We start from the raw sequence: 24,889 nt of genomic DNA, 5'->3' as shown, positions 1-24,889 counted from the left end.
CATCGTGACCACGCCCGAGCAGGACCAGCCCGACGCCCAGCGCGCGGTCGACGCCGTGCGCGCGGCCGACCCCGCGGCCGCCGCCACCCCGGACCTGGCCCGGCTGCACGCCGCGCTCGCCGAGTCCACGGGCGTGCAGCTCACGGGTGACGAGCTCGCTGCCCGCCGCGCCCGCCGGACACCGCGCTGGATCCAGGTCGCCGCGGCGGTCGCCGGTGTGGCCGTCGTCGGCGGGGCCAGCTACGCCCTCGGCACGCAGCACGACGGCTCGGACCAGGTGGCCGACGGAGGCTCGTCGGCCGCTGCGCCCATCTCGCTCGGCGAGGGCTCGTCCGACGCCGCCGGAGCCGTGCCGCAGGCGGGTGCCGTGCCGCAGGCCGGTGCCGAGATCGGCCGCTCGTCGGGCCTCGCCGCCGGAGACAAGGTCGGCGCGGCCTCGATGCCGTTCTACGGCGGGTACGGCCACACGACGTTCACGGCCAAGGGACTGTCGACGGCCGGCCGCTCCTTCGACGCGTGGGCGTACGACGCGGCGTCGGTGTACTCGTCGGACACCGCCGCCCGCCTCGCCGAGGCGCTCGGCGTCCCGGGCAAGCCGACGCAGGACTGGGGCTGGACGGTCGGGCCCAACGACGGCACCGGCGCGACCGTCACGCTCAGCCCGGACGGCATGGCGAGCATGAGCTACTACGACCCGTCCAAGGACCCGTGGGCGTGCGGCGTGAAGTCCGCGCCGGACTCGATCTCCGGGACCGACGACGCCGGCACCGACCAGAAGGCTCCGGACTGCGACGTGGCCGACGCCCCGAAGAGCAAGGCGGCGATCGCCGCCGCCACGGACGTCCTGGCCTCGCTCGGTGTCGACACCGGCACGCTCGAGCTCGAGACCCAGCAGACGGGCGACGACAAGACGGCGAGCGTCGTCGGCTACACGGTGGTCGACGGCCAGCGCACGGACGCGACCTGGTACGTGACCGTCGTCGCGGCCGGCGTCTCGGCCGTGAACGGTCCCGTCGCACCGCTGGTCGCGCTCGGCAGCTACGACGTGGTCAGCCCCGCGCAGGCCGTCGAGCGCCTGGGTGACCCGCGGTTCGGCTCGTCGGCCGGGGGCGTGACGCCCTTCGCGGCGCGTGCGGAGTCCGACGACTCGGTCATCTCCGCCTCGACCGAGGCGCCGACCCCGCCGGCTGTCCCGACGACGGCCGAGCCGGGCGACGCCATCGCGTGGCCCGTCACGCGGGTGACCATCGACGACGCCCGCCTCGGCCTGGCGACCCACACCACGGCCGACGGCGCGACGCTGCTCGTGCCGACGTACGAGCTCACCGGGACCGACGGCTCCGTGTGGTCCGTCATCGCGGTCGTCGACCAGCAGCTGGACTTCGCCGGCTGACACGAGCTCGAGCAGGACCGGCCGGCGCGGAGGGGCGCCTGCCGGTCCTTCTCGTCTCCCGCGCCTCGTGACGCGCGACGCCCTCGCCGGGCCGTCCGTGCGACGCGGGCCTACCGTGGCCAGATGGTGTCCGGGCTGATCGTCGTCGTCGCAGGGCTCGTGCTGTGCTTCGCCGGGATCGCGTCGATCAACCTGGCGCTGCTGCTGTCCGGGTTCGGCGGCACGTACCTGCTCGCGGAGGCGTTCGGCGCGACCGACTGGGACGCGATCTGGATCTCCGTCGGGGCGACGATCATCATCTGGCTCGTCGCCGCCTACGTCTTCCGGCTCGCCCCGTTCGTCATCGGGGCCGTGACCGGAGCCGTGATCGGCGCGAAGCTGTGGTCCGCCCTCGGCAACCGCGGGACGAACGTGATCCTTGCCGTGGTGCTGGTCGTGGCGGTCGCCGCGTCGGCCGCGCTGCTCGCGGACCGGTACGGGCGGCGGGTCGTCCTGTGGGTCACGCCGCTGGGCGGTGCGAGCATCGCGATGACCGGCGTCGCGGTGCTGTGGCCGGACCAGATGGGCGCGCTGGACCACCCGGACCAGGGGTGGGAGCAGACGCTCATGTTCGTCGTGTGGATCGCGCTGGCCGCCTCGGGGTTCTACGTGCAGCGGCGGGTCTTCGGGCGGCGCCTGGTCAGCAGCCCGGCGACGAGGGAGCCCACGCCGCCGCGCAAGGCCCCTGCGGCGGAGGCGCCGGGCCTGACAGACTCGTCGGCATGACTGCGCCGACCGGACGCCTGCTCCTGCTCGACACCGCCTCGCTCTACTTCCGCGCCTACTTCGGCGTCCCCGACTCGGTGAAGGCGCCGGACGGGACGCCGGTCAACGCGGTCCGCGGCCTGCTCGACATGATCGCCCGCCTCGTCGCCGACCACCGGCCCACGCGGTTGGTCGCGTGCTGGGACGACGACTGGCGGCCGGCCTTCCGGGTCGACGCGATCCCCTCGTACAAGGCGCACCGCGTGGCCGAGGAGCGGACCGGGGGAGACCTCGAGGAGATCCCCGACACGCTCGCCCCGCAGGTGCCGGTCATCGCCGAGGTGCTCAAGGCGTTCGGGATCGCCCGGCTCGGTGCGCCGGGGTACGAGGCCGACGACGTCATCGGCACCCTCGTCGCACGCGAGCGGGACAAGCCCGCGGGCCAGCGAGATGCGATCGACGTGATCACCGGCGACCGCGACCTGTTCCAGCTGGTCGACGACGAGGCCCACGTGCGCGTCCTGTACACGGTGCGCGGCATCAAGGACCTCGAGGTCGTCGACCAGGCGCGCCTCGCGGAGCGCTACTCGGTGCAGACGGGCCAGGGCTATGCCGACATGGCCGTGCTGCGCGGGGACCCGAGCGACGGGCTTCCCGGCGTGCCGGGCATCGGCGAGAAGACGGCAGCGGTTCTCGTGCACCGGTACGGGTCGCTCGAGGGGATCCTCGCCGCGCGCGACGCGGGCGACAAGGGCCTGACCGCGACGCAGCTGCGTCGGCTCACGGAGGCGGCGGACTACCTGCGGGTCGCGCCAGGCGTGGTGCAGGTCGCGCCCGATGCGCCCGTCGAGAAGGTCGACGATCGACTGCCCAAGACGCCGGTCGACCCCGAGGCACTCGTCGCGCTGGCCGAGCGGTGGGGGCTGTCGTCGAGCGTGAAGCGCGTCGTGGACGTGCTCGCGTCCTGAGGGCGGCTCAGGCGGCGGGGGCGGTCCAGAGACCCGACGGCGTCTGCGTCCACCCGTCGTCGGCGCTCGGGGCCTCGCCACCCTCGGTGACCAGCGCGACGGCGGGGCCGTCGGCGACCGGCCGCAGCACGATGACCGAGCCGGTCTTCGGCTTGACGCACGAGGTCGACGACAGGTCGCCCTCGGGAACGGCCAGCAGGCACACCTGGCCGCCCGCTCCGGTGCCGACGTAGATCGCGCCGAGCTCGGAGCGCGCGACGAAGCGGGTGCTCGAGGCGCGGATGCCGGTGCCGTCGAGGCTCGAGGCCTCGACCTGGTCGGCGGCGGTCTGGGTCTCGGCGAGGGCCGGGACGAGCACGGCAGGGGCGACGACGGTCGCCGTGGGGGTGGTGTCGCGGCTGAGGGCCAGCCAGGCGAGACCGCCGCCGACGAGCAGCACGGCGAGGGTCAGCACGACCGCGGTGATCCAGCCCGCGCGTCGACGCGGGGGCTGCTCCTGCGGCTCGAAGTCGCCGAACGCCTCGGCGAGGTCAAGATCCTCGAACGTCGTCATACGAGGAAGTATCGGACGTCCGGGTGGGTGACCTTGAGTCATTCGGTCCGACGAGCCGCCGGGCGTGTCGGCCGGACGGGTGAGCGGGCGTGCGAGCAGGGCAGAATGACGCCCGTGATCACGGTCAGCACGGACGGCTCCTGCCTGCGCAACCCCGGTGGGGCGATCGGCTGGGCGTGGGCCAACCACGACGGCACGCACGGCAGCGGCGCGGTCGCGGCAGGCACGAACCAGATCGCCGAGCTCATGGCCGTGCTCGAGGCGATCACCGCGCACCCGGGCGACGAGCCGCTGTGCATCGAGGCCGACTCGCAGTACGCGATCAAGTGCGCCTCGCTGTGGGTGCACGGCTGGCGGCGCAAGGGCTGGCGGACCGCGAGCGGGAGCCCGGTGCAGAACCTGGAGCTCGTGCAGGGGATCGAACGCGCGATCGCCGCTCGGCCCGGGCCGGTGACCTTCGTGTGGGTGCGTGGGCACCAGGGCGACCAGTTCAACGAGCGGGCCGACGAGCTCGCCGGCATCGCCGCGCGCGCGATGCGCGACGGCACGTACGTCCCGGTGCCGGTCGCGCCGCTGGCGCCGCCGGTCGACGTGCTGTTCTGACTCAGCTCCAGCCGTCGGCGCCCTGCTCCGAGCGGCCCGAGTGCCGCAGCTGCCGGACGGTCTCGTCGACCACGGCCTGCACGTGCGTCGTGAACCATCCCTCGACGACCACGCCCCAGTGCTCCTCGACCGACGCGATGGGGAACACCACGAGGGGGTCACCGGCGCGCGCGAGGGCCAGGGCCATGGCGTCGTCCTCCCGGTAGGAGACCCAGGCCATGCCTGGGACGTCGCGCGCGACGAGGTCACCCAGCGCCACGCCGAACGCGTGCACGAGCGGTGTCGGGTCGGGACGCTCGTCGGACTCGAGCCAGGTGGTGTGCACCCGGTCGAACAGGTCGCCCACGGTCCACTCGTCGACGTCCCCGTCGCACAGCTCCGAGACCAGCTCGCGGTGCTGTGCGGTCCACACCTGCTCGGCGGGGTTGAGGGCCGTCGTGCGGCCGGTGCGCTCGTCGTCCCCGGGCGTGTGGGGAGACGGGAGCAGGTCCATGACCTGCGCATCGACCCTCGAGCCTGCACGCTTGACCGACCCGGGCGGGATTCCCCCGTTCGGCCCGTTTTGGGCACCCGGACGTGCCGAGGGCCGCGCCGACCGGGTGGTCGACGCGGCCCTCGGGGCTCTGCTCAGATCACTTCAGCTTGAGCTTGTGCGTCGCAGTCGCCGAGGAGTAGCTGCTGCTCCCCTTGTAGGTGACCGAGACGGTCGTCGCCTTCGTGACCTTCGGGAGGCGGACGGTGACCTTGCCGCTGCTGAGCGTCGCGGAGACCGACTTGGAGCCGACCTTCACGACGACCTTGCCGGTCGGGGCCGGGGCGCCCGAGGAGCCCTTGACGCTGACCGTCAGCTTCGGCGTGCTGTTCTTCTTCACGGTCCACGACGAGGTGGACAGCGACACCTTCGGCTTCGCCTTGGCGACCGTCAGCGTGGCGGTGCCCTTCGACGTCGCCACCCCCGTGCTGCCGAGGTAGACGGCCGTCAGGGTGTGCTTGCCGACCTTGAGCGACTTCGGCAGCGTGACCGTCGCCTTGCCGACCTTGCCGCTGACCGAGAGGTTCGCCGTGGCGAGCACCTTGGCGCCCTCGCGGAACTCGACCTTGCCGGTCGGTGCGGCAGATCCGGTCACCGTGGCGGTGGCCTTGGCTGCCGTGCCGAACTTCACCGAGGTCGGGCTGATCGCGAGCTTGGTGGACGACGTCGTCTTGATGTCGACGACCTGGGCACGCGTGCTCGGGTCGGAGTTCTGCGGCGTCAGGACGAGCAGCTTGCCCGACGTCACCCCGGCCGCCTTGTAGGTCAGGATCGAGTTGACGTCGCCGTCGATCCAGGTGTTGACGAGGTCGTCCGCCGCGAACCAGAACGGCGGCGCGAACGGGTCGACGGTGAAGGCCGGCGTGGTGTCGACCTCGCCGTCCTCGGCTGCGGCGTACGACGAGTACGTCGAGACCGTGATGGACGGCTTGTCGCCGGCCTTGATGCCGTTGTCGGCGAGGTTGATCGGGGCGACCAGGACGCTGTTGTCGAAGATCCCAGAGTCGACGTCGCCGGCCTGCTCGTTGACGAGCTCGAGCCCGACGTTCTTGTTGGTCTTCAGGTCGTAGGTCGCGACGACCGTCAGGTCGCTGTCGTCGTTGAGCTTGACGACGTCGGCCTCGATGTCGGGCGTGCCGTCCTTGTTGATGTCGATGTAGATGACGGGGATCGTCACGCGACCAAGAGAGGCCCAATCCCCGTAGACGGCGAGGCCGACCTCGAGCTTGTTGTTGAGCACCGGGTCGATCGGCTTCGTCGGTCCGGTCGCGTTGTACGCCTTGACGAACGGCACGGTCGACGACCAGCCGACGTACTTGATGTCACCCGAGGCGAGCGCGGACGGCGAGGTGCGCAGCGCCGGGTTGACGGCGATCTTGGGGCTCGTCGCCGCGAGGATGAGACCGGCGCTGATGGAGTCGAAGCCACCCTTGGTGACCGCACGACCCGTGACGGGGATCTCGCCGAAGCCGGCGGCAGCAGAGTCGAAGACCGGGGCCGACGCGGTGAGCGCGCTGACCAGCTTCGGAGCCGCCTGGACCGGGACCCGGAGCTCGGTGCCCGTGGCGGGCTTGAGCACCAGGCGACCGGCCACCTCGGAGACGAACTCACGCCCGAGGCCGCTGACCGTGTCGCTTGACGTCGGGTCGATCTCCTTCTTCAGCGTGGCCGGATCCGCCGTCAGCGTCAGCGTCACGTCGACGCTGCCGCCCTTCGGCACCGTGATGGAGGCCGGGGACGCGGTGATGGTCGCGCCGCCGGACTTCGTCGCGAGCGAGACGCTCGTGGCGTAGGTCTTGGCGTTCAGCGTGTCGAAGTTCTTGACGGTCACGACCTGCTTCTGCACGACCTTGGACGCGCCAACCTTGACGACGCCGAACGTCACTGACGTGAGCGCCGGCTTGGCCTTGTTGTAGGCGATGACCTTGGCGTTGACGGCGTCGAGCGCGTCGACGCGACCCGAGCCGACACGCTGCGGCCCGTACTTGAGGCCGCCCCCGTCGGGCTTGGTCGTGACGTCGTGCGTGGCCGTGTTCATGACCGCGGCCTTGACCTGCGAGCTGCTCCAGGCCGGGTGGGCGCGGACCACGAGGGCGGCGATGCCGGCCACGTGGGGGGTGGCCATCGACGTGCCGGAGAGCACGTGCGGGGCGTCGCCCTCGCCGGACGCCGCCGAGCTGATGCCCGTACCGGGTGCGGCGACGTCGGGCTTGATCACGCCGAGCGAGCCGTGCACACCGCGCGAGGAGCTGCCGTTGAGGAGGTCACCGGCGCCGTCCTGAGAGCCCTGCATGGCCAGGCTCGGGCCGATGTGCAGCGAGAGCGTGCCGGCCATGATCTCCGGGAGGAGCTCGTCGGTCGCCGAGGCGATCAGCTGCGCGCCGGGGATGCTGGCGACGCCGGAGATGCCGGCGACGAACACCGGGACCTCGGTGGGAAGCACGACACCTGCGGCGCCCGCGGCTGCGGCGTTGCCGAATCGCACGGCCGAGCCGCACGCGCGGGTCGCGTCGTTGTCGTCCCACCACAGGTAGGCGATCTTGCCGGCGACGGCGGTCTTCTGGTCGTTGGTGAAGGCAGTGCAGCCGTCGAACTTGGCGTCGCCCGAGTACCAGACCGGGGCCGTGACGTCCGCGGTGCCCGTGTACGCGATGGAGTTCTGCGCACCGAACTTCTCGCCCACGAGCGAGTCGTCACCGGCGGCCGTGACCTCCACGGCGTCCAGCACGGGGGCGGCGACGGAGTTGGCGACCGTCAGGGCGCTGGCCGCGTTGCCCGGGCCACCGCCGATGTCGGTGATGTCGCCGGCGTTGCCCGACGCGATCGCGACGACCGTGCCCAGCGCGCTCAGCTTGTCGATGACGATGTTGTCCGGGTCGTCGGCGGGCGAGCCGTCGCTGCCGAGGGACAGGTTGACCACGTCGAGGCGATCGGAGAAGTCGCCGTCGTTGTTCGGGTCGGCCGCGCGGTCGAGCGCGAGCGCCGTCACGTCGGTCGAGCCGCCGACGTCGCCGAACACCTTCAGGGAGAAGAGCTGGGCCTCGGGCGCGGTGCCCGGCCCGATCTCCCAGCCGGCGAGCGAGTCGATGGCGGAGTAGTCGCCGGTGAACGTCTTGCCGTCACCGTCGACACCGTAGCCCGCCGCGCTGCCCGCGACGTGGGTGCCGTGACCCGAGTTCGCGGACGTCGCCAGCGAGTCGATCGGGTTGGCGTCCGGGTGCGGCACGGGGTCGTAGGTGGCCGCCGCGGGATCGGCGTTGTACTTCGGTCCCGCGAAGTCGTAGCCGCCGATGAACTTGGTGCGGTCGAACGAGCCGGCCAGGATCGGGCCCGTGCCGTCGGTGCCGTACGCCGCGTTGTACGCGGCGACCGTGCCGGGGCCGCCGAAGTCGGCGTGCGTGTAGTCGAGGCCGGTGTCGATGATGCCGATGCGAACGCCGTAGCCCGTGTTGCCGGTCTCCTTCCACGTGGCCAGCGCCTTGGTGAACGCGTCGGAGTTGGCGTTCTCCAGCTTCTTGCGGGCGACGCGGTAGATGGCGACGACGTCGGGGTTGGACGCCAGTGCGCGGATCTTGGAGGCGTCGCCGGTGACCAGCGTGGCCGAGACGAGGTTGGTGAGCGTCCCGATCCGCTTGAGCCCGGAGGTGTCGGCGTTCGCCTCGGTCAGCGTGGAGGGGACCACGTCGGCGGCGAGCGCCTTCGTGTCCTTCGCCGCTGCCTTGACGTCGGCGTCGTCGGTCCCAGCCTTCTTGGCCACGTCCACGCCGGCGGGAGACTTGAGCTGGACGAACGCCGTGACGTTACCCGTCGCGTCGAGCAGGTCCGTGACCTTGGCCGCGTCCTTCGCCACCTTGTCGCGCAGGGCGGGCGAGACGTGGCTGAGCTTGCTCGGCGACGGGATGTCCGGTGGCGGTGCCGCCGTCGCTGGGGCGGCCAGCATGGCCGTGCTCAGTACCACCGCTGCGGCGGTAACGGACGCGAGGATCGGACGACGGGTCATGCGCACACCTCTGGGCTCTCGAACGAATCGGTGCGCCCATGGATGAGTCACAGGTGTGACCTGCTTCACCCATAGGCGCCAGGGGCACGTTACTTACCAGTACGGTCATAAGGAAGACTTCGGACGTTTCGGTCTTGTTGCGGCATTGCAACGCGACTCGGACATCCGGTCCATCCTGCGTCCGCCCGGTCGGAACCGCTCGACGAGCGGCGTCGCCCTGAGGAGTGATTCAGCGAGAGATCGCCTGCGCGCCCCAGCCCCGGGTGCGCGCGACGACGTAGAGCGTCACGGCCGACCCGACGAGCAGGACACCCAGGGCGGCCCACGGCCACGGGCTCCACATGTCGGTGCACTCCTGCCCGCCGCCACCCAGTGCGTGGCAGTACTCGCCCGGGCCCTGCCGGTTCAGCCAGGCGACGTAGAACAGGGGCAGCGCCCCGCCCGCGACGACGCCGCTGGCGGCGTACGGCTCCTTGAGGCGGAAGAAGAGCACGAGGGCGACGGTGCCGACGATCACGGCCGCGACGAGCCCCGGCAGGACGAGCGTCAGGAGGCCGAGCGCGCCGACGGCGCCGGCGAGCGCCCAGCCGACGAAAGCAAGGATCGAGTTGCGACGAGCGACCATGATCAGCCCCCAGTGCGGGCCGCCTCTGTGGGTGCCCTGTGCGACCCACGCTAGAGCTGCGGCGCGGCCGGCGACAGGGGGCTCGGTGTGACCCGCACCGCCGTGCGTCAGCCCCGCCGGTGTGCTTGACGGTGCTGGGAGAGTGGCAGCGTGAACGACGTGATGCCGCGGTGGGCCGTGTGGGGCGTGGGTGTGCTGGCCGCGGTTGGCGCGGTGGTCGTCTACGCCGTGCGGGTCGCCGACGGCGCGTCGACCGGCAGCGCAGTCGTCAGCGCGGTGGGGTTCGCGGCGATCGTCGTCGTCGGCCCGGCCGTCAACCGGTGGTCTCGGCGGCGGCGCGCGTAGCGAGTCTCAGACCGCGTCGACCGGGACGCGGGGCTTGGGCCCGGGGCGGCCCTTCACGCGGCGCTGCTCGATGCCCTCGAGCGTGGTGGCGCGCCAGACGGCGCCGCCGTTGAGCCGGCCGTCCGGGCGGGGCAGCCACGGGACGCCGCGGGACAGCCAGACGCGGATGGTCGCGTTCTCGACGCCGAGCCGCCGGGCGAGCCGGGCGATGTCGTAGAGGTCGTCGAGCTGGTCGTCGTGCACGGGTCGAACTGTAGCCGCGCACAACTTCTCCAGATGTGTCACGCAGACGTGACGACCGTCACGTCCGCAACGTCCTGATCAGGCAGAATGTCCGATTGGACGCCTGTCCGGCTCGCCTACGGTGTCACGGATGAGTGACGGAACCCGGCCCGCCGAGCGGCTTGCAGTGCGCCTGACCAAGGGCGCACTCGTCGCCGTGCTCGCGGGCGGGCTCACCGCGACGGCCGCCGCCGCGAAGATGACGAGCACCGATCCCGTGGCCGCCGGCTCGGGCACGAGCGCCGTCACCGCCGCCCAGCAGACGGCCGACCCGGTCGCGGTCAAGGTCGCCGAGGCGCGGACCGCCGTCGTGGACGTCGCCGCGGACGCCGTGACCGTCGCGCACACCGCGCAGTCGGTCGGCAAGGCCACGGACGTCGACGACGACGACCTGAGCAAGCTCGCGAAGGCGACGGACAAGCTCGAGGACCTCGTCGAGGAGGCCAAGACGATCAAGGCGCCGACCCCCGTGGCCTCGTCGGCCGACGAGGTGGACGGCACCACCCCGCAGACCGAGCCGACGCCGACCGACGACGGGCTCGCGACGAGCCCGAGCGCGGCTCCCAGCGCGCCGGCCGTCGACGGCCCGCTCACGTCCGCGGCCGAGACCCCGGACATGCCCGCCACCGAGTCGGTCGACGAGGGCGCGGATGCCGCGACGATCGACGGCCTCGACGACATCGTCGTCCCGGAGGCCAACGGGCCCGAGGACGCGACCACCGCCGAGCTGCGCAAGGCGGTCGCGACGATCGTCACGCTCAGCACCGCCGTGGAGGACTCGGCGCAGGAGGCGGCCGAGGCCGCCGAGAAGAAGGCGGCCGCCGCGAAGGCCGCCGCCCAGCGTGCGGCGTGGAAGAAGTCGTTGCTCGGCTACGCCAACGGCCAGATCCCGGCGAGCGCGCTGTGCAACCTGGCCTTCGCCCCCAGCGCGGAGCTGCGCTGCGACGCCGCCGAGGACATCGAGAAGCTCGACACCGCGTACCGCAAGGCGTTCGGCACGGACCTGTCGGTCACCGACTCCTACCGCTCCTACGCGGGCCAGGTCGCGTGCCGCATCCACAAGGGCTACCTGTGCGCGACGCCGGGCACGTCCAACCACGGCACCGGCATCGCGCTCGACCTGGGCGGCGGCATCCAGACGTTCGGCAGCGTGCAGCACCAGTGGATGGTCGACCACGCCGCCGAGTACGGCTGGGTGCACCCCTCCTGGGCCGAGCCGGGCAGCAGCAAGCCCGAGGCGTGGCACTGGGAGTACGCGGGCTGAGCCCTCGCGCGTGTGGGCGGGTGCTCCTAGCGTGGGTCCGGGCGGTCGATCGACCGCCGCACCCGTATGGAGGAGCCGGCATGCCCACGCGTTCTGCACACACCGCCTGGAAGGGCACCCTCGCCGACGGATCCGGCCTGACCGCGCTCACGAGCTCGGGTGTGGCCACGTTCGACGTCTCGTTCCCCAAGCGCGCGGCCGACGAGGCCGGCGGCGTGACGAGCCCCGAGGAGCTCATCGCCGCCGCGCACTCGTCCTGCTACGCCATGCAGCTGTCCGCCGTCCTCGCGGAGGCCGGCGGCACACCCGTCTCGCTCGACGTCACCGCCGACGTGACGCTGCGCCCGGACCCCGCGGGCGGCTTCCGCATCTCCGGGATCGCGCTCAAGGTCAGCGGCGAGGTCGAGGGCCTCGACGCCGACGGCTTCAAGGCGGCGGCCGAGAACGCCAAGGCCACCTGCCCGGTCAGCAAGGCGCTCACCGGGACGGAGATCACCCTGGAGGTGTCGTGAGATGACGATCCTCAACCCGTACCTCGGGTTCAGGGACGAGGCCCGGGCCGCGCTCGAGTTCTACGAGGGCGTGTTCGGCGGCGAGCTCGCCATCAGCACGTTCGGCGAGTTCCACGCGAGCGAGGACCCGGCCGAGGCGGACAAGGTCATGCACGGGCAGCTCACGGCGCCCGGTGGCCTCGTCCTCATGGCGTCGGACACCCCGAACTCCATGGGCTACACCCCGGGCAGCTCGCACTCGGTGTCGCTCAGCGGCGGACCGGCCGACCAGGCCGAGCTGACCGGCTTCTGGGACGGGCTCGCGGACGGCGCGACGATCACGATGCCGCTCGGGGTCGCCCCGTGGGGTGACACGTTCGGGATGCTCGTCGACAAGTTCGGCGTGAGCTGGTTGGTGAACATCACCTCGTCGTGACGCCTGTCGCGTCGGGCTCGCACAGCGGGCCTCGGCATGATGTGCGACGACGCGGACGGGCGGGTCACTGCGGAACCGCCCGTCCGCGTCGTTCACCGTGCGATCAGCAGAGGGGGGCGCGGCTCGAGCTGCCGCCGTCCTGCTTGGTGAGCTTGAGGTCGCAGGCGTCGTAGCCGTTCGCGGCCAGCGTGGCGCGGACGTCGGCGAGCTGCGTCGCCGTCAGAGCCGGGGTCCGGCTCAGGACGAAGCCGCTGGCACGGCTCGGGTCGCCGACCACGGCCCAGTCGTACTGCGCGCCGAGGCCGAGCACCTGGTAGTTGGGGCCGCCGAAGTACAGCCAGCTGCCCCCGAGCTTGAGGAAGGAGACGGTCAGCGAGCTGTTCGCCGGGGCGTTCTCCGACCGGGCGTTGCCCTTGACCGTGCTGGTGCCGCCGAACCACGTCTTGCACGTGTTCGTCACGGAGATCGTGCCGTCGGCGTTGAGCCCGTACGTCGCGGTGACGTTCTTCGCGCACTGCAGCTCGTAGATCGCCGGCACGGCCGCCACCTGGTACCAGGACCCGACGTACTTCGCGACGTCCACGGACGCGACGGGCCGCGGGGGCGCCTCGGCGGCGTTGGCTGGGGCGGCGAGCGAGACGCCGAGCACGGCGACGGCGGCGATGGCTGCGGCTCTGGCGAGCAGACGACGGGTCACGAGGACCTCCGTGGGTCAGGGGCGAGCACCGGGTGTGCGCCCTCACGTCGTCTTCCGCTCCGGACGCCGCCACGGATGCACCTGGATGCGGTGCGAAGATGCGCGGGTGGCTGCCGTGACCGACGACCTGCGAACCCGGACCGACGTCGTGGCCGCGCTGCGCTCGTCCGTGCGCGGTGCGGTCGACGACTCGACGCGCCGGCGCGCGGAGTACTCGACCGACGCGTCGAACTACCGCGTGGTCCCGCAGGTCGTGGTGTTCCCGCAGGACCCCGACGACGTGCAGGCCGCGCTGGCCGTGGCGCGGGACGCGGGCGTGCCCATCACCTCGCGCGGTGGCGGCACGTCCGTGGCCGGCAACGCGGTGGGGACCGGCGTCGTCCTCGACTTCTCGCGGCACGTGAACCGGATCCTGTCGATCGACCCCGAGGGCCAGACCGCCCGGGTCGAGCCCGGGGTCGTGATGGCGTCGCTGCAGAAGGCGGCCGCCCCGCACGGGCTGCGGTTCGGCCCCGACCCGTCCACGCAGGCCCGGGCCACGCTCGGCGGGATGATCGGCAACAACGCCTGTGGGCCGCGCGCCGTGGCCTACGGGCGGACCGCGGACAACGTGCTCGCGCTCGACGTCGTCGATGGCACGGGCCGCCGCTTCACCGCGGGCGCGGGCTCGCTCGATCCCGTACCGGGCCTGGCCGAGCTGGTCCGCGGCAACCTCGACGTCATCCGCACCGAGCTCGGCCGGTTCGGCCGGCAGGTGTCCGGCTACTCGCTCGAGCACCTGCTGCCCGAGCGCGGCGCCGATCTCGCCAAGGCGCTGGTGGGGACCGAGGGCACCGTCGGCACCCTGCTCGAGGCGACCGTCCGACTGGTCCCTGTGGCCGCCGCGCCGGTGCTCGTCGTGCTCGGCTACCCGGACATGCCCTCGGCCGCCGACGCGGTCCCCGCGCTGCTCGCGCACGCGCCGCTCGCGATCGAGGGGATGGACTCGCGGCTCGTCGACGTGGTGCGCCGTGTGCGCGGGGCGTCGGCCGTCCCGGACCTGCCGCCGGGCGCCGGCTGGCTCATGGTCGAGGTGGGCGGGGCATCGTTGGACGAGGCGATGGACGCCGCGCGTGCGCTCGTCGCGTCCGCCGGGACGCAGGCCGTGGCCGTCTTCCCGCCCGGACCGTCGGCGACCGCCATGTGGCGCATCCGCGAGGACGGCGCCGGGCTCGGCGGCCGGACCCCGTCGGGCGCCCAGGCCTGGCCAGGCTTCGAGGACTCGGCCGTGCCGCCCGAGCGCCTCGGCGCCTACCTGCGCGAGCTCGAGGCGCTCATGGCCTCCCACCAGGTCGACGGCCTGGCGTACGGCCACTTCGGCGACGGGTGCGTGCACCTGCGGCTCGACATCCCGCTCGAGCGCTCGGGCGACCCGCTGCGGGCGTTCATGACGGACGCCGCCCACCTGGTCGCGTCGCACGGCGGCTCGATGTCCGGCGAGCACGGCGACGGCCGCGCCCGCTCCGAGCTGCTGCCGGTCATGTACTCGGAGCGCGCGATCTCCCTGTTCGGCCAGTTCAAGGCGCTGCTCGACCCGCGCGACCTGCTCAACCCCGGGATCCTGGTCCGCCCGGCCGCGCTGGACGCCGACCTTCGCCGCCCGCACGCCCGCCCGCTGCTGGCGACCACCGGCTTCTCGTTCTCGCACGACGCCGGCGACCTGACCACCGCGGTGCACCGGTGCGTCGGCGTCGGCAAGTGCCGCGCGGACAACACGGCCGCCGGCGGGTTCATGTGCCCGTCGTACCTGGCGACGAAGGACGAGAAGGACTCGACGCGCGGGCGCGCCCGCGTGCTGCAGGAGATGGCCAACGGGTCGCTCGTCTCGCGCGGCTGGTCCTCGCCCGAGGTGCACGAGGCCCTCGACCTGTGCCTCTCGTGCAAGGCGTGCTCGTCGGACTGCCCGGCCGGCGTGGACATGGCGCAGTACAAGTCCGAGGTGCTGCACCAGACCTACCGGCGCCGCCTGCGGCCCATGTCGCACTACGCGCTGGGCTGGCTGCCGCGCTGGGCTCGGCTCGTGACCTCGTCGCGCGCGCTGGCGACCATCGCGAACGCCGTGCTTCGGGTCCGCCCGATCGCGAAGGCCGTGCTGGCCGGCGGCGGGATGGACACGCGCCGGTCCATGGTGACCTTCGCGCCCGAGCCGTTCCGCGCGTGGGTCCGCCGGTCCGGCGCGGACCAGGTGACGGTGACCGGGCGGGCCGCGGACCACGCGTCCGCCCCGCGGACCGGCGTCGACGAGCCTCAGGCGCCCCGGCCACCCGTGCTGCTGTGGACCGACTCGTTCTCCGACGCGCTCTCGCCGTCGGTCGCGCGCGCGGCGGTCACGGTGCTGCGCGACGCCGGCTACGAGGTGCTCGTCCCCGACCACCAGGCCTGCTGCGGCCTGACCTGGATCAGCACCGGCCAGCTCGACGGCGCCCGCGCCCAGCTGACCCACCTGCTCGAGGTGCTCGGGCCGTTCGCGGTCAACGGCATCCCCATCGTCGGGCTCGAGCCGTCCTGCACCGCGGTGCTGCGCTCGGACCTGCTCGACCTGCTGCCCGACGACCCGCGTGCCGCGGCTGTCGCACGCGAGACCCGCACGCTCGCCGAGCTGCTGACCGCACCCGCGCCCGTCGGCCCCGGCGACCGCTGGCAGGTGCCGGACCTGTCCGACGTGACGGCCGTCGTGCAGCCGCACTGCCACCACTACTCGGTGATGACCTGGAACGCGGACCGCGAGCTGCTGACCGACGCGGGCGCGAACTTCTCCGCGCTCGCGGGCTGCTGCGGCCTGGCCGGCAACTTCGGGATGGAGAAGGGGCACTACGACGTGTCGGTCGCCGTCGCGGAGAACGCGCTGCTCCCTGCGCTGCGCGACGCCGAGCCCGGGGACGTCTACCTGGCCGACGGCTTCTCGTGCCGGACGCAGGGCGAGCAGCTGGCCGGGGCCGAGGGCATCCACCTCGCCGAGCTGCTGGCGAGCCGGATCACCGCGGACTGACGGTCCGTCCGGTGCCACTGCGCTGCGCGCAGCTGGCCGATGGAGATTGCATGGGGATGATGCGCGGGTGCGAAGCCGCCCGCGATTAAACGCCATGGCGCGCTTACGGTGCGGGAATGAACTTGCGGGGGGTCCCACGCGCGGCGCCCGGTGTCGCCTACGCGTGCGCCGCGGTGCTGATGGTCGGCTACGTCGTGGTCCGCGTGCAGGCATACATCGTGTTCGAGCGACTGATGGTCGGCGAGCAGTTTCGGGGTGCGGCACCGCTCGAGGCGCTCCTTCTGGGGCTGTCCGGCATTGCACTGGCTGTCGGGTTCGCAGCGCATGGGGCGCTCGCCGTGCAGTCCCACCGGGTGGCGCGCTGGACCCCGGTCGGAGGCGCACTCTGTGGTGTCGCAGCCTTCACGACCTGGTACGCGCTGGCAGTCGTCCAGTGGTGGCAGATGATCGACTCGTTGTCCGAGCCGCACACCATGCACCGCGATCCCACCCCTCTGGAGGGACTCCTCGGCATCGGGCTGGTCACGACTCTTGCTGCCACCATCGCTCTCAGGATGAGCGTGATTCGTGCCAGCCGAGACTGACCTCGGCGCCATGATCGTCGAGTGACGGTCGTAGCTTCCCAACGCCTGGTTGATCAGCGCGTGCGCAACAGAGTGATCGAGGTCCTCGAGGTCCTCGCCGACGGTGATGCCGGCCTCCACGCCGTAGGCGAGAAGGAGTACTTCAACTACTTCTTCGACTACATCGACGACAGCTCGCCACACCAGTGGCGAGCGCTCTCGACCTACACCGGCGCCGAGGTCGCCAGAATCGAGCTGGTCCTCGAGCAGATGCTTGCGGCACTCGAGGCAACGGCAGATCTGAGGACCGACCGGGAGGTCGCTGCGACGGGATGGCCGAAGCGCGTCGCACCCGTCGCACGCGACGCACTCGAGGTCATGACCGCGCGCGGAAGGTTCGACGAGGAGAGTGAGGAGATCGAGCCGTCCCACCCTTGAACTGGGCCCGGACCTGGCGGCGTGCTGGCCGCACGGATGCCGGGATCCAACACGAATGCGATCCAGTCGCGCCGGTGACACGGCCGCTCAGTCCCGCGGGTCCGCGAAGCCCAGGCCGCGCGCCTGGAGCTCGGCCTCCAGGACCCGGATCGCCTGGGGCCCGACGCCGTGCAGCGCGAGCAGCTCGGCGGCGGTGCGGCTCGTGAGCTGGTCGAACCGGGTGACGCCCTGTGCCGCGAGCGCGCGCGTCGCCGGCTGGCCCAGCGCGCGCGGGAGCTCGGTGGGTTCGTCGGCCATCAGGTCCTCGACACCCGCTGCACCTCGTGGCCAGGGCGCCACCACTCGATGACGAGCTCGTCGTTCGCCATCGAGGTGACCACCAGCTCGGTGAGGTCGAGTGCGAAGTACGACCCGGGCAGCCCGCCCTCCGGCTGATCGATCGGGACGAGCCGGCCCGCGACCTTGGCCTCACCCGCCCACAGGTTCCACTCCTTGGGCGGCTCGAGGGTGGGGGAGTGGATGGCGACGCGGGGGTCGCGCAGCACGTCGGCGAGCTTGCGGGAGTGGGGCATCATCCCGAGCGTCAGGTCCTCGGCGATCACGAGCTCCGTGCCGCTGATGCGCGGCGAGCCGTCGGCCCGCAGGCTCGCGAGGGTCTTGTTGGTCCCGGAGTCGAACAGGGTCGCGGCCTTGGCGGCCAGCTCGGGTGCCTCGCGGACGACGTCGGCCCATCGGGTGCGCTCGCTCATGCGACTTTTCTACCGGGTGCTACCGACACGGTCACCCCACCGGGGCGTAGCCGCTGATGCGGTAGCACTCCTCGTCGTCGATGGCGTTCGGGTCACCCTCGAAGCGGATGGTCGTCGGGACGCCGGTGTCGCGGTCCACGTGGAACTCGCTCGGTGCGGCGAGGCCGTCGGCCTGGGCGCGCTGCAGGAGGTCGGCGATCGTCGGGAGGTCCCCGTCGACGACATGGGCCGCGCGGTCGTCGACGGGGACGACTGTGGTGATCCGGCCGTTCGTGACCGTGACGTGGAAGGTCCCCAGGAACGCCCGCTCCCCGCAGCTCGACTCGATCGTGTAGCGGTAGGACGCCGTGGACCAGTCGGGCTGGGCGGTCGTCGTCGACACGGCCGGGCCGGGCGGGCTCGTCGACCCGCCGCCGGACGAGCAGCCGCCGACCAGGACGACGCCGAGGCCGAGCACACGCAGGATCTTCCCCATGTCAGGTAGACGCGCGGCGGCCCGCGCAGGTTGACACCCGATCGGGTGGACATCGGCGCCCGCGACGGGTCAGGGTGGAGGCATGCTCGTCGCCTTCTCCGTCGCCCCGCTCGGTGCGGGTGAGCCCGTCACCGAGGCCGTCGTCGACGCCGTGCGCGTGGTCCGCGAGTCCGGGCTCCCGCACCGCACCGACTCGATGTTCACCACGATCGAGGGCGAGTGGGACGAGGTGATGGACGTGGTCAAGCGCGCGACCGAAGCCGTGAGCCGGCACGGGAACCGCGTGAGCCTCGTGCTCAAGGCGGACATCCGGCCTGGCTACACGGGGCAGCTGGACGCGAAGGTAGCGCGCGTCGAGGAGGGTCTCGCCGACGCCTGACCCGAGGTGTGACGGATCTCGTCCCGCCGGTACCCATCCGGCGGGCTGACTCCGGTGGCGCGCTGTGCCAGAGTGTGCTTCGCCGGGTTCGCGACGACGAGCTGACGGGCGACCGAGGCGCGCGAGCACCCGCGCAGGAAGGCCAGGACTGCATGCCGATCTTCGAGCTCGACGAGGGCCGTCCGCGCCTCGTCCAGCCGATGCAGCCGCTGGCCGGGTCGTTCACGCAGGAGTGCGAGTCCCTGCTCACCCACCACCTCACGGCGATCGCCGGGGAGCCCCTGTTCCCCGTGCGCTCGCGGACCGGCGCGCCGGAGCACGCGTCCCTGCCGGCACTGCTCGCGCTCGACGCGACGGGTCGGCCCGTCGTCGTCGAGATCGTGCAGGTCGTCGACGACGACGCCGTGGTGAGCGCGCTGCGGCACGCGGGCTCCGCCGCCCGGATGACCACGACGGACCTCACCCGGGCCTACCACGCGGACCCGAGCCGGTTCGGGGTCGAGTTCGCCGCCTTCCGCGAGCAGGTCGCCTTCGGCGCCCAGACCAGCCGTCGCGAGGGCGTGCGGCTCATCCTGCTGTGCTCCGAGGTCGCCGCCGAGGCGTCGGACACGCTCGGCTTCCTGCGCGGCCCGGGCCGCCACGTCGACATCCTGCAGGTCGGGGTGGTGCGCGGCGGTGACGACCGTCGGCTCATCGACGTGTCCCCGCTCGCGCAGCACGAGGGGAGCCGTCGCGCCGTCGAGCCGACCGCCCTGCGCCTCGTCCGTGCGAGCGAGTCGACCTTCGCGTCCGCGATGGCCTACGAGCCCGAGCGTCGTGCGCTCCCGCCCAACCCGAGCCGGCCGTGGGCCGACCCGGTGTCCTCCGGTGAGCTGCGGGCTGTCCCGTCCGCGCCCCCGATGCCGCGCCCCGCAGCCCCGACCGTGATGACGCCCCGGACGACGAGCACGCAGCCGACGGCCGTCGTGGCGGCGGCGGCCCCCGCCGCCGCGTCCGCGCCGGACCCCCAGCCGGTCGACCAGCCGGTCGTCACCGGCGCGCCCGAGCCCACGCCCTCCCGGCCCACGCCGTCCGGGCCGATGAACTCGGCCCCCACGGCCGCGGCGACGACCAACCCCGCGCCCACCGCGCCGGCACCGCCGGTGCACGAGCTCGTCGAGCCCGCACCGGTCAACCGCGCGCCCAAGCCGGCCCTCCCGCCGAACTCGCCCGCAGGCCTCGTCGACGTCCCGCACCCGCAGCTGGCCACGCTGGCGAAGCAGCGACGGGCGATGACGACGCTCGTCTGGTACCGCGAGCGCCGCAACCAGCGCGTCGTGGCGATGCTCCGCAACGACGGCCTCATCCAGCTGACGGCCGGCCAGGTCTTTGCCGACCCGAGCCACGCGGCGTCGGCGGCGATCGGGTCGGACAGCGGCGTCGACGGCTGGCGCGCGTGGCGCATCGGCGACGGCGGCCCGACACTGGGTGAGGCGACGGGCTTCACCACGAGCTGAGCCCGGCGCCTTCCCGTCATCGTCCGGAGGTCTGCTGTGCCCGTCGTCGTCCCTGCCCTGTCCGTCCCCACCGCCGGCGCGCCGTTCGAGCGCACGACGATCGAGCGCCGCGACGTGCGCGAGCACGACGTCCGGATCGACATCGCGTACGCGGGCATCTGCCACTCGGACATCCACCAGGCGCGCGCGGAGTGGGGCGCCGGGATCTTCCCCATGGTCCCCGGGCACGAGATCGCGGGCGTGGTGAGCGAGGTCGGCTCCTCCGTCACGCGCTACTCGGTGGGCGACCGGGTGGGCGTCGGCTGCTTCGTCGACTCCTGCCGGGAGTGCGAGAACTGCCTCGCCGGCGAGGAGCAGTTCTGCCTGCGCGGCATGGTGGCCACCTACAACGGCAAGTTCTACGACGGCGAGCACACGTTCGGCGGGTACAGCACGCAGATCGTCGTCGACGAGGCCTACACGCTGCGCATCCCCGACGCGCTCGAGCTCGACGTGGCCGCGCCGCTGCTGTGCGCCGGCATCACCACCTACTCGCCGCTGCGCCACCACGAGGTCGGGCCGGGGTCGCGCGTGGCCGTCGTCGGCATGGGCGGGCTGGGGCACATGGCCGTGCAGATCGCGCACGCGATGGGCGCCGAGGTCACGGTGCTGAGCCAGTCGCTGTCCAAGCAGGAGGACGGCCTCCGGCTGGGCGCGGACCACTACTTCGCGACGAGCGAGAGGGCCACGTTCCGGGAGCTGCGCCGCTCGTTCGACCTCATCATCTCGACCGTCTCGGCCGACCTGGACCTCGACGCGTACCTGGGCCTGCTGCGACTGGATGGCTCGTTCGTCTTCGTCGGGCTGCCCGAGAAGCCGCAGGACTTCCGGGTGTTCTCGCTCACCGGTGCGCGCCGGTCGCTGGCGGGCTCGAACATCGGCGGCATCGCGGAGACCCAGGAGATGCTCGACTTCTGCGCCGAGCACGGCATCGGCTCCGTCATCGAGACGATCTCGGCCGACGAGGTGGGCGACGCCTACGAGCGCGTCGTGGCCAGCAAGGTGCGCTACCGCTTCGTGATCGACACCGCGACGATCTGACGCCGTGCCCCGCACGTCGGCCGCACTGCTGCTCTACCGTCCCGCGGAGGAGGGCATCGAGGTGCTCGTCGGGCACATGGGCGGACCCTTCTGGGCGCGCAAGGAGGCCGGCGCGTGGACGATCCCCAAGGGCGAGATCGAGCCCGACGAGGATGCTCACGCCGCGGCCCTGCGCGAGTTCGCCGAGGAGATTGGCGTCGCCGCTCCCTCGTCGTCCGAGCCGGACATCGACCTCGGCGAGATCCGGCAGCGCAGCGGAAAGATCGTGCGCTGCTGGGCCCGCCGGGGCTCGCTCGACGTGGCGACCATCGTCAGCAACGTCGCGGTCGTCGAGTGGCCACCCCGCTCGGGCCGCCAGCTCGAGGTCCCCGAGCTCGACCGCGCCGCCTGGCTGACCCCGGAGGTGGCTGCCCCCCTCCTGGTCACGGGCCAGTCCACCTTCCTCACCCGCCTCGCCACCCACCTGGCCTGACGGGTTCCAGCCGCCGCGTCGGGCTCGGCGAGCAGGTGGTTGTGCACGATTCGCGGGCTGGAAGCGTGCGCAGCGGCCAGGTCGCCGCGCGGGCCGCTGCCGAGGGGTGGGTTGTGCCCGGAAGCCAGGGCGGAAGCGTGCGTAGGCCACCGGTCGACGCCGCGATGGTCGACCTGCGGCGGCCGAGGCCGAAGTTGGGGGCCGGCAACCGCCCGCAACCTCGGGTTCGGCGGGGGCGAGGGCTGTCGACCAGGTGGTTGTGCACGTTTCGCGGGCTGGAAGCGTGCGCCACGACCTGGTCGCCGCCCGGGCCGCTGCCGAGGGGTGGGTTGCGCGTGGTTGGCGGCCCGGAAGCGTGCGTGGGCCACCGGTCGTCGCCGGGATGTCGACCGGCGGCGGTTGGGGTCGAGGGTGGACATGGCTGCGGCGCCCAGCCCTGGTGGGGTGGGCGCCGCGGCGGTGGGACTAGGAGTCCGTGGGGGTGGAGGGCTCGCCGGCCAGGATGAGGTAGAGGTCGCGGCGGGCGCGGTCGAGGACCGCCAGGGCCGCCGTGGCCTGCTCGTCCGTGCCGGTGCGGCCGACCTGGCCCGCAGCGGCGCCGAGAGCCTCGAGCGCCTCGCGCAGGGGGCGGCCGGGGTGGCCCGGGCGGGTCTGCGCGTCCTCGAACGGGGAGCCGAGCTCGGCGGCGTTCTCGGTGACGTAGGCCGTGCCGGCCTCGGTGAGGGAGGCGAGCTTGCGGCCGGCGTCGGCGGTGATGACGACGAGGCCCTCGTCCTCCAGCAGGGCCAACGCCGGGTAGATGGCGCCCGGCGAGGGGCGCCAGCGACCGTCGGACCGCTGCGCGATCTCCTGGATCAGCTGGTAGCCGTGCATGGGCTGCTCGGAGAGCAGGATCAGGACGGCGGCGCGGATGTCGCCGCGCCCAGCTCGTCGGCCGGGTCCGCGACCGGGGCCGCGGCCACGACCGCGGGGACCGAACGCGTGCTCGAGGTCCTCCTGGATGCCGTCGAACCCGCCGGAGCGCGAGCCATGGGGGCCGCGCGGGCCGCCGAAGCCGGGGCCGAAGCCGAAGCCCAACCCGGGACCGGAGCCCTCGGGCCGCCAGCGGCGACCGTCCTGGCGGCCGGTGATCGGGTCGGTGACGTCGGGACGACGCGGGCCGCGCTCGCGGCGGTCGCCCGGGATGTGGGGGTAGTGGTCGTGCTTCATGGTGTGTCTCCTCGGAAGTGTGTGGGGCGCTCGATACGCGCCTCGCTACGGGGGTCCGGGATGCCCCGAGATGCGGGGTCGATACGTCTTTGACAACCCCGAAAGATAAGAGGCTCTCAGCCCCAGCCGTACGCCGCCGTCCACCGGTCGATCTCGGCGTAGAACCGCTCGCGCGCAGGCCGCGCCGACAGCGTCAGGTCGTGCAGCCCGCCGTCGATCCGCACGACGGTCACGTGCGAGCCGAGCTGGACGGCCCGCCGCGCGAGCTGGTCGACCTCCAGCACGATGTCCGCACCGCGCATCTCCTCGCTCCACCGCGGGCTGATGAGCGACCGGGCGGACGCGAGCATGAGGATCGGCACCTGGATGCTCAGCCCACGGGCGACCTGCGCGTGCCCCGTCATCACCGCGCGCAGCCACCCCGCGCGCACGGGGAACGACGGCGTGGGTCGCCATGTGGTGTCGAACGTCCACTCGCCGCCGCTGTCGAGGCTGAGCGTGCGGTTGTAGTACCCCGGGTCGATGTTCGGCAGCGGCGTCTTGGGCTGGAAGCGCGCGAGCTGGGCGACGGCAGGGCCGGACAGGTGGCGCAGGACCGAGGAGCCCTGCAGCTCCAGCCAGGGGCTGTTCAGGACGAGCCCGTCGACGGTGCCGGGGTAGTGGTGCGCCCACAGCACCGCGACCAGCCCGCCGGTCGAGTGGCCGTTGAGCATGATCCGCCCGTAGTGGCCGACCTCGGCGCGCACGACGGACAGCGCGGCACCGATGTCCTCGCGGTAGGCCGACAGGTCGTCGACGTACCCGGGCGTCTGGTGCGGGCGCAGGCTGCGGCCGTACTTGCGCAGGTCCAGCGCGTAGAACGCGGCGCCCCGCGCGTGCCAGTACTCGGCGAGGCCCGTCTGGAAGAAGTAGTCGGACCAGCCGTGGATGTAGACGACGGCGCGCGAGGGCCGCACGGGCTCGGGTGCGGACGGCACGTAGCGCACGAGGCTCGCGACGACGGCGCCCTCGTCGTCCGGCGCGAGGTCGAGCGTCGCTACCTCGTAGCCGTCGCCCAGGACGTCCGGCTTCCACTCCAGCGGCACGGCTCCTCCGGGTTTGCTAGGGCGTCACGACGATCTTGCCGAACTGCTCGCCCTTCGCCAGCTTCCCGAGCGCCGCGCGCGCGTCGGCCAGGGCGTACGTCGAGTCGACGAGGGGTCGGACGCCGGTGCGCGCGAGGAACGCAAGCAGGTGCGCCAGGTCGTCGCGCGAGCCCATCGTGGCGCCCTTGATCGTGATCTCCGTGAAGAAGATGCGGGTCAGCTCGGCCGGCGAGGCGTCGCCGCTCGTGGCGCCCGCGACGACGATCGTGCCGCCTGGCTTCACCGAGCGGACCGAGTGCGACCACGTCGCCTGCCCGACGCTCTCGAGCACGAGGTCCACGCGCGGCACCCGCGCCCCGGACTCGACGGCGGCCGCGGCGCCCAGCGCGAGCGCGCGCTCGCGGCGCTCGGGGGACCGCGACGTGACGATCACCTCGAGGCCCGCAGCGGCGCCGAGCAGGATCGCCGCGGTGGCCAGCCCGCCGCCCGCACCCTGGACCAGCACGCGGTGCCCCGGAGCCGCGCCGCCGGACGTGAACAGCATCCGGTACGCGGTGAGCCAGGCCGTGGGCAGGCACGCGGCCTCGACGAACGAGAGCTCGGCCGGCTTGTCGACGAGGTTCCAGGTGGGGACCGCGACCCGCTCGGCGAGGGTGCCGTCGTACCGCTCGGACAGCAGCGAGCGCGGCTCGTCGGTCCCGACGCCGCCGATCACACCGTGCACGACGACCTCGCGCCCGTCGGCGGTGACCCCGGCGGCATCGGTCCCCAGGACCATCGGCAGCTGCTCGGCGCGCAGGCCGACGCCGCGCAGCGACCACAGGTCGTGGTGGTTGAGGGCGGCGGCGCGCACGTCCACGACGCTCCACCCCTCGCGCGCGACGGGATCCGGACGCGAGCCCACCTCCAGACCCGAGACGGCATCGTCGGCGAACCTGGCGGCGTAGGCAGCGATCACGCTCCCCAACCTAACGGGCCCAGC

General features: G+C 72.8%; 27 protein-coding genes. 15 read left to right on the top strand and 12 right to left on the bottom strand.

What is annotated here, in order from left to right; genetic code table 11:
• Positions 1-4: 4 nt before the first annotated feature.
• The 3 genes from EDF34_RS11235 (at position 5) to EDF34_RS11225 (ending at position 3,105) form a co-directional block, all read left to right on the top strand.
• Positions 5-1,393: a hypothetical protein gene (locus EDF34_RS11235; protein WP_123371587.1), complete on the top strand. Its 1,389-nt coding sequence runs from the start codon at positions 5-7 to the stop codon at positions 1,391-1,393.
• A gap of 123 nt (positions 1,394-1,516) precedes the next feature.
• Complete coding sequence (locus EDF34_RS11230; RefSeq protein WP_199737846.1) at positions 1,517-2,158, top strand: DUF4203 domain-containing protein; 642 nt, start codon at positions 1,517-1,519, stop codon at positions 2,156-2,158.
• Positions 2,155-3,105, top strand: coding sequence for a 5'-3' exonuclease H3TH domain-containing protein (locus EDF34_RS11225; protein WP_123371586.1), 951 nt, complete (start codon positions 2,155-2,157; stop codon positions 3,103-3,105). The genes EDF34_RS11230 and EDF34_RS11225 overlap by 4 nt, the downstream gene beginning before the upstream one ends.
• A gap of 7 nt (positions 3,106-3,112) precedes the next feature.
• On the opposite strand, the gene EDF34_RS11220 is transcribed toward EDF34_RS11225, so the two are convergent.
• Complete coding sequence (locus tag EDF34_RS11220; protein WP_123371585.1) at positions 3,113-3,658, bottom strand: hypothetical protein; 546 nt, start codon at positions 3,656-3,658, stop codon at positions 3,113-3,115.
• A gap of 105 nt (positions 3,659-3,763) precedes the next feature.
• Here EDF34_RS11220 and EDF34_RS11215 point away from each other — a divergent pair, with 105 nt between their 5' ends.
• The gene (locus EDF34_RS11215; RefSeq protein WP_233575337.1) at positions 3,764-4,261 is read left to right on the top strand and encodes a ribonuclease H; all 498 of its coding nucleotides are present in this window, start codon (positions 3,764-3,766) and stop codon (positions 4,259-4,261) included.
• 1 nt (position 4,262) lies between these two features.
• On the opposite strand, the gene EDF34_RS11210 is transcribed toward EDF34_RS11215, so the two are convergent.
• From EDF34_RS11210 to EDF34_RS11200, 3 genes are all read right to left on the bottom strand, one after another.
• Positions 4,263-4,754 (bottom strand): DUF3806 domain-containing protein, encoded by a 492-nt coding sequence (locus tag EDF34_RS11210; protein ID WP_123371584.1) that lies wholly within the window; start codon positions 4,752-4,754, stop codon positions 4,263-4,265.
• Positions 4,755-4,893: 139 nt separating this feature from the next.
• Positions 4,894-8,793: a S8 family serine peptidase gene (locus EDF34_RS11205; RefSeq protein WP_123371583.1), complete on the bottom strand. Its 3,900-nt coding sequence runs from the start codon at positions 8,791-8,793 to the stop codon at positions 4,894-4,896.
• 229 nt (positions 8,794-9,022) lie between these two features.
• Positions 9,023-9,418 carry a hypothetical protein gene (locus tag EDF34_RS11200; protein WP_123371582.1) on the bottom strand — a complete coding sequence of 132 codons (396 nt, stop codon included), beginning with the start codon at positions 9,416-9,418 and terminating at the stop codon, positions 9,023-9,025.
• Positions 9,419-9,568: 150 nt separating this feature from the next.
• On the opposite strand from EDF34_RS11200, the gene EDF34_RS11195 reads away from it, so the two are divergent.
• The gene (locus EDF34_RS11195; RefSeq protein ID WP_123371581.1) at positions 9,569-9,763 is read left to right on the top strand and encodes a hypothetical protein; all 195 of its coding nucleotides are present in this window, start codon (positions 9,569-9,571) and stop codon (positions 9,761-9,763) included.
• Positions 9,764-9,769: 6 nt separating this feature from the next.
• Here the strand turns inward: EDF34_RS11195 and EDF34_RS11190 are convergent, their stop codons facing one another.
• On the bottom strand, positions 9,770-10,006 hold the full coding sequence (locus EDF34_RS11190; RefSeq protein WP_123371580.1) for a MerR family transcriptional regulator: 237 nt from the start codon (positions 10,004-10,006) through the stop codon (positions 9,770-9,772).
• Between the two features lie 130 nt (positions 10,007-10,136).
• Between EDF34_RS11190 and EDF34_RS11185 the strand changes: the two genes are divergently transcribed.
• From EDF34_RS11185 to EDF34_RS11175, 3 genes are all read left to right on the top strand, one after another.
• Positions 10,137-11,309 (top strand): D-alanyl-D-alanine carboxypeptidase family protein, encoded by a 1,173-nt coding sequence (locus EDF34_RS11185; RefSeq protein WP_148076619.1) that lies wholly within the window; start codon positions 10,137-10,139, stop codon positions 11,307-11,309.
• 80 nt (positions 11,310-11,389) lie between these two features.
• Complete coding sequence (locus EDF34_RS11180; RefSeq protein WP_123371578.1) at positions 11,390-11,821, top strand: OsmC family peroxiredoxin; 432 nt, start codon at positions 11,390-11,392, stop codon at positions 11,819-11,821.
• Between the two features lies 1 nt (position 11,822).
• Positions 11,823-12,236, top strand: coding sequence for a VOC family protein (locus tag EDF34_RS11175; protein ID WP_123371577.1), 414 nt, complete (start codon positions 11,823-11,825; stop codon positions 12,234-12,236).
• A gap of 103 nt (positions 12,237-12,339) precedes the next feature.
• Here EDF34_RS11175 and EDF34_RS11170 read toward each other — a convergent pair whose 3' ends face one another.
• Positions 12,340-12,933: a lipocalin family protein gene (locus EDF34_RS11170; protein ID WP_123371576.1), complete on the bottom strand. Its 594-nt coding sequence runs from the start codon at positions 12,931-12,933 to the stop codon at positions 12,340-12,342.
• 106 nt (positions 12,934-13,039) lie between these two features.
• Here EDF34_RS11170 and EDF34_RS11165 point away from each other — a divergent pair, with 106 nt between their 5' ends.
• The 3 genes from EDF34_RS11165 (at position 13,040) to EDF34_RS11155 (ending at position 16,962) form a co-directional block, all read left to right on the top strand.
• The gene (locus EDF34_RS11165) at positions 13,040-15,961 is read left to right on the top strand and encodes an FAD-binding and (Fe-S)-binding domain-containing protein (protein ID WP_233575336.1); all 2,922 of its coding nucleotides are present in this window, start codon (positions 13,040-13,042) and stop codon (positions 15,959-15,961) included.
• A gap of 116 nt (positions 15,962-16,077) precedes the next feature.
• Positions 16,078-16,545, top strand: a complete 468-nt coding sequence (locus tag EDF34_RS11160) for a hypothetical protein (RefSeq protein WP_123371574.1) — start codon at positions 16,078-16,080, stop codon at positions 16,543-16,545.
• A 21-nt stretch (positions 16,546-16,566) separates the two neighbouring features.
• Entirely contained in the window at positions 16,567-16,962 is a 396-nt protein-coding gene (locus EDF34_RS11155) for a hypothetical protein (RefSeq protein WP_148076618.1), read from the top strand.
• A gap of 87 nt (positions 16,963-17,049) precedes the next feature.
• Here the strand turns inward: EDF34_RS11155 and EDF34_RS11150 are convergent, their stop codons facing one another.
• The 3 genes from EDF34_RS11150 to EDF34_RS11140 are packed head-to-tail and all read right to left on the bottom strand — an operon-like array spanning position 17,050 to position 18,186.
• Complete coding sequence (locus EDF34_RS11150) at positions 17,050-17,259, bottom strand: hypothetical protein (protein ID WP_123371572.1); 210 nt, start codon at positions 17,257-17,259, stop codon at positions 17,050-17,052.
• Positions 17,259-17,711 carry a pyridoxamine 5-phosphate oxidase gene (locus EDF34_RS11145; RefSeq protein ID WP_199737844.1) on the bottom strand — a complete coding sequence of 151 codons (453 nt, stop codon included), beginning with the start codon at positions 17,709-17,711 and terminating at the stop codon, positions 17,259-17,261. Before EDF34_RS11145 ends, EDF34_RS11150 begins: the two co-directional genes overlap by 1 nt.
• A gap of 31 nt (positions 17,712-17,742) precedes the next feature.
• Entirely contained in the window at positions 17,743-18,186 is a 444-nt protein-coding gene (locus tag EDF34_RS11140) for a DUF6174 domain-containing protein (protein WP_123371571.1), read from the bottom strand.
• A gap of 82 nt (positions 18,187-18,268) precedes the next feature.
• Here EDF34_RS11140 and EDF34_RS11135 point away from each other — a divergent pair, with 82 nt between their 5' ends.
• The 4 genes from EDF34_RS11135 to EDF34_RS11120 all read left to right on the top strand — a co-directional run bounded on the left by EDF34_RS11135 (position 18,269) and on the right by EDF34_RS11120 (position 21,613).
• Complete coding sequence (locus tag EDF34_RS11135; RefSeq protein WP_123371570.1) at positions 18,269-18,565, top strand: MTH1187 family thiamine-binding protein; 297 nt, start codon at positions 18,269-18,271, stop codon at positions 18,563-18,565.
• A 152-nt stretch (positions 18,566-18,717) separates the two neighbouring features.
• Positions 18,718-20,061 carry a hypothetical protein gene (locus tag EDF34_RS11130; protein WP_123371569.1) on the top strand — a complete coding sequence of 448 codons (1,344 nt, stop codon included), beginning with the start codon at positions 18,718-18,720 and terminating at the stop codon, positions 20,059-20,061.
• Between the two features lie 36 nt (positions 20,062-20,097).
• Positions 20,098-21,141, top strand: coding sequence for an NAD(P)-dependent alcohol dehydrogenase (locus EDF34_RS11125; RefSeq protein WP_123371568.1), 1,044 nt, complete (start codon positions 20,098-20,100; stop codon positions 21,139-21,141).
• Between the two features lie 4 nt (positions 21,142-21,145).
• A complete protein-coding gene (locus EDF34_RS11120; RefSeq protein WP_123371567.1) occupies positions 21,146-21,613 on the top strand; it encodes an NUDIX domain-containing protein in 468 nt (155 codons plus the stop codon).
• A gap of 465 nt (positions 21,614-22,078) precedes the next feature.
• Here EDF34_RS11120 and EDF34_RS11115 read toward each other — a convergent pair whose 3' ends face one another.
• The 3 genes from EDF34_RS11115 to EDF34_RS11105 all read right to left on the bottom strand — a co-directional run bounded on the left by EDF34_RS11115 (position 22,079) and on the right by EDF34_RS11105 (position 24,865).
• Positions 22,079-22,822, bottom strand: a complete 744-nt coding sequence (locus EDF34_RS11115; protein ID WP_123371566.1) for a PadR family transcriptional regulator — start codon at positions 22,820-22,822, stop codon at positions 22,079-22,081.
• Positions 22,823-22,938: 116 nt separating this feature from the next.
• A complete protein-coding gene (locus EDF34_RS11110) occupies positions 22,939-23,907 on the bottom strand; it encodes an alpha/beta hydrolase (RefSeq protein ID WP_123371565.1) in 969 nt (322 codons plus the stop codon).
• A 16-nt stretch (positions 23,908-23,923) separates the two neighbouring features.
• Positions 23,924-24,865: a zinc-binding dehydrogenase gene (locus EDF34_RS11105; protein ID WP_123371564.1), complete on the bottom strand. Its 942-nt coding sequence runs from the start codon at positions 24,863-24,865 to the stop codon at positions 23,924-23,926.
• Between the last annotated feature and the right edge of the window lie 24 nt (positions 24,866-24,889).

It is taken from the genome of Cellulomonas sp. PhB150 (assembly GCF_003755175.1).
Taxonomy (GTDB): Bacteria; Actinomycetota; Actinomycetes; order Actinomycetales; family Cellulomonadaceae; genus Cellulomonas.
Note: the sequence above shows the minus strand (reverse complement) of the source record. Positions and strands in the feature narration are given on the sequence as shown.

Excerpts from the sequence above, each read along its gene's own strand:
- EDF34_RS11140 (WP_123371571.1), bottom strand. The coding sequence starts at position 18,186 with ATGGGGAAGATCCTGCGTGTGCTCGGCCTCGGCGTCGTCCTGGTCGGC.
- EDF34_RS11230 (WP_199737846.1), top strand. The coding sequence starts at position 1,517 with ATGGTGTCCGGGCTGATCGTCGTCGTCGCAGGGCTCGTGCTGTGCTTC.
- EDF34_RS11145 (WP_199737844.1), bottom strand. The coding sequence starts at position 17,711 with ATGAGCGAGCGCACCCGATGGGCCGACGTCGTCCGCGAGGCACCCGAG.
- EDF34_RS11130 (WP_123371569.1), top strand. The coding sequence starts at position 18,718 with ATGCCGATCTTCGAGCTCGACGAGGGCCGTCCGCGCCTCGTCCAGCCG.
- EDF34_RS11205 (WP_123371583.1), bottom strand. The coding sequence starts at position 8,793 with ATGACCCGTCGTCCGATCCTCGCGTCCGTTACCGCCGCAGCGGTGGTA.
- EDF34_RS11160 (WP_123371574.1), top strand. The coding sequence starts at position 16,078 with ATGAACTTGCGGGGGGTCCCACGCGCGGCGCCCGGTGTCGCCTACGCG.
- EDF34_RS11210 (WP_123371584.1), bottom strand. The coding sequence starts at position 4,754 with ATGGACCTGCTCCCGTCTCCCCACACGCCCGGGGACGACGAGCGCACC.
- EDF34_RS11185 (WP_148076619.1), top strand. The coding sequence starts at position 10,137 with ATGAGTGACGGAACCCGGCCCGCCGAGCGGCTTGCAGTGCGCCTGACC.
- EDF34_RS11225 (WP_123371586.1), top strand. The coding sequence starts at position 2,155 with ATGACTGCGCCGACCGGACGCCTGCTCCTGCTCGACACCGCCTCGCTC.
- EDF34_RS11175 (WP_123371577.1), top strand. The coding sequence starts at position 11,823 with ATGACGATCCTCAACCCGTACCTCGGGTTCAGGGACGAGGCCCGGGCC.
- EDF34_RS11150 (WP_123371572.1), bottom strand. The coding sequence starts at position 17,259 with ATGGCCGACGAACCCACCGAGCTCCCGCGCGCGCTGGGCCAGCCGGCG.
- EDF34_RS11200 (WP_123371582.1), bottom strand. The coding sequence starts at position 9,418 with ATGGTCGCTCGTCGCAACTCGATCCTTGCTTTCGTCGGCTGGGCGCTC.
- EDF34_RS11115 (WP_123371566.1), bottom strand. The coding sequence starts at position 22,822 with ATGAAGCACGACCACTACCCCCACATCCCGGGCGACCGCCGCGAGCGC.
- EDF34_RS11135 (WP_123371570.1), top strand. The coding sequence starts at position 18,269 with ATGCTCGTCGCCTTCTCCGTCGCCCCGCTCGGTGCGGGTGAGCCCGTC.
- EDF34_RS11180 (WP_123371578.1), top strand. The coding sequence starts at position 11,390 with ATGCCCACGCGTTCTGCACACACCGCCTGGAAGGGCACCCTCGCCGAC.
- EDF34_RS11220 (WP_123371585.1), bottom strand. The coding sequence starts at position 3,658 with ATGACGACGTTCGAGGATCTTGACCTCGCCGAGGCGTTCGGCGACTTC.
- EDF34_RS11215 (WP_233575337.1), top strand. The coding sequence starts at position 3,764 with ATGACGCCCGTGATCACGGTCAGCACGGACGGCTCCTGCCTGCGCAAC.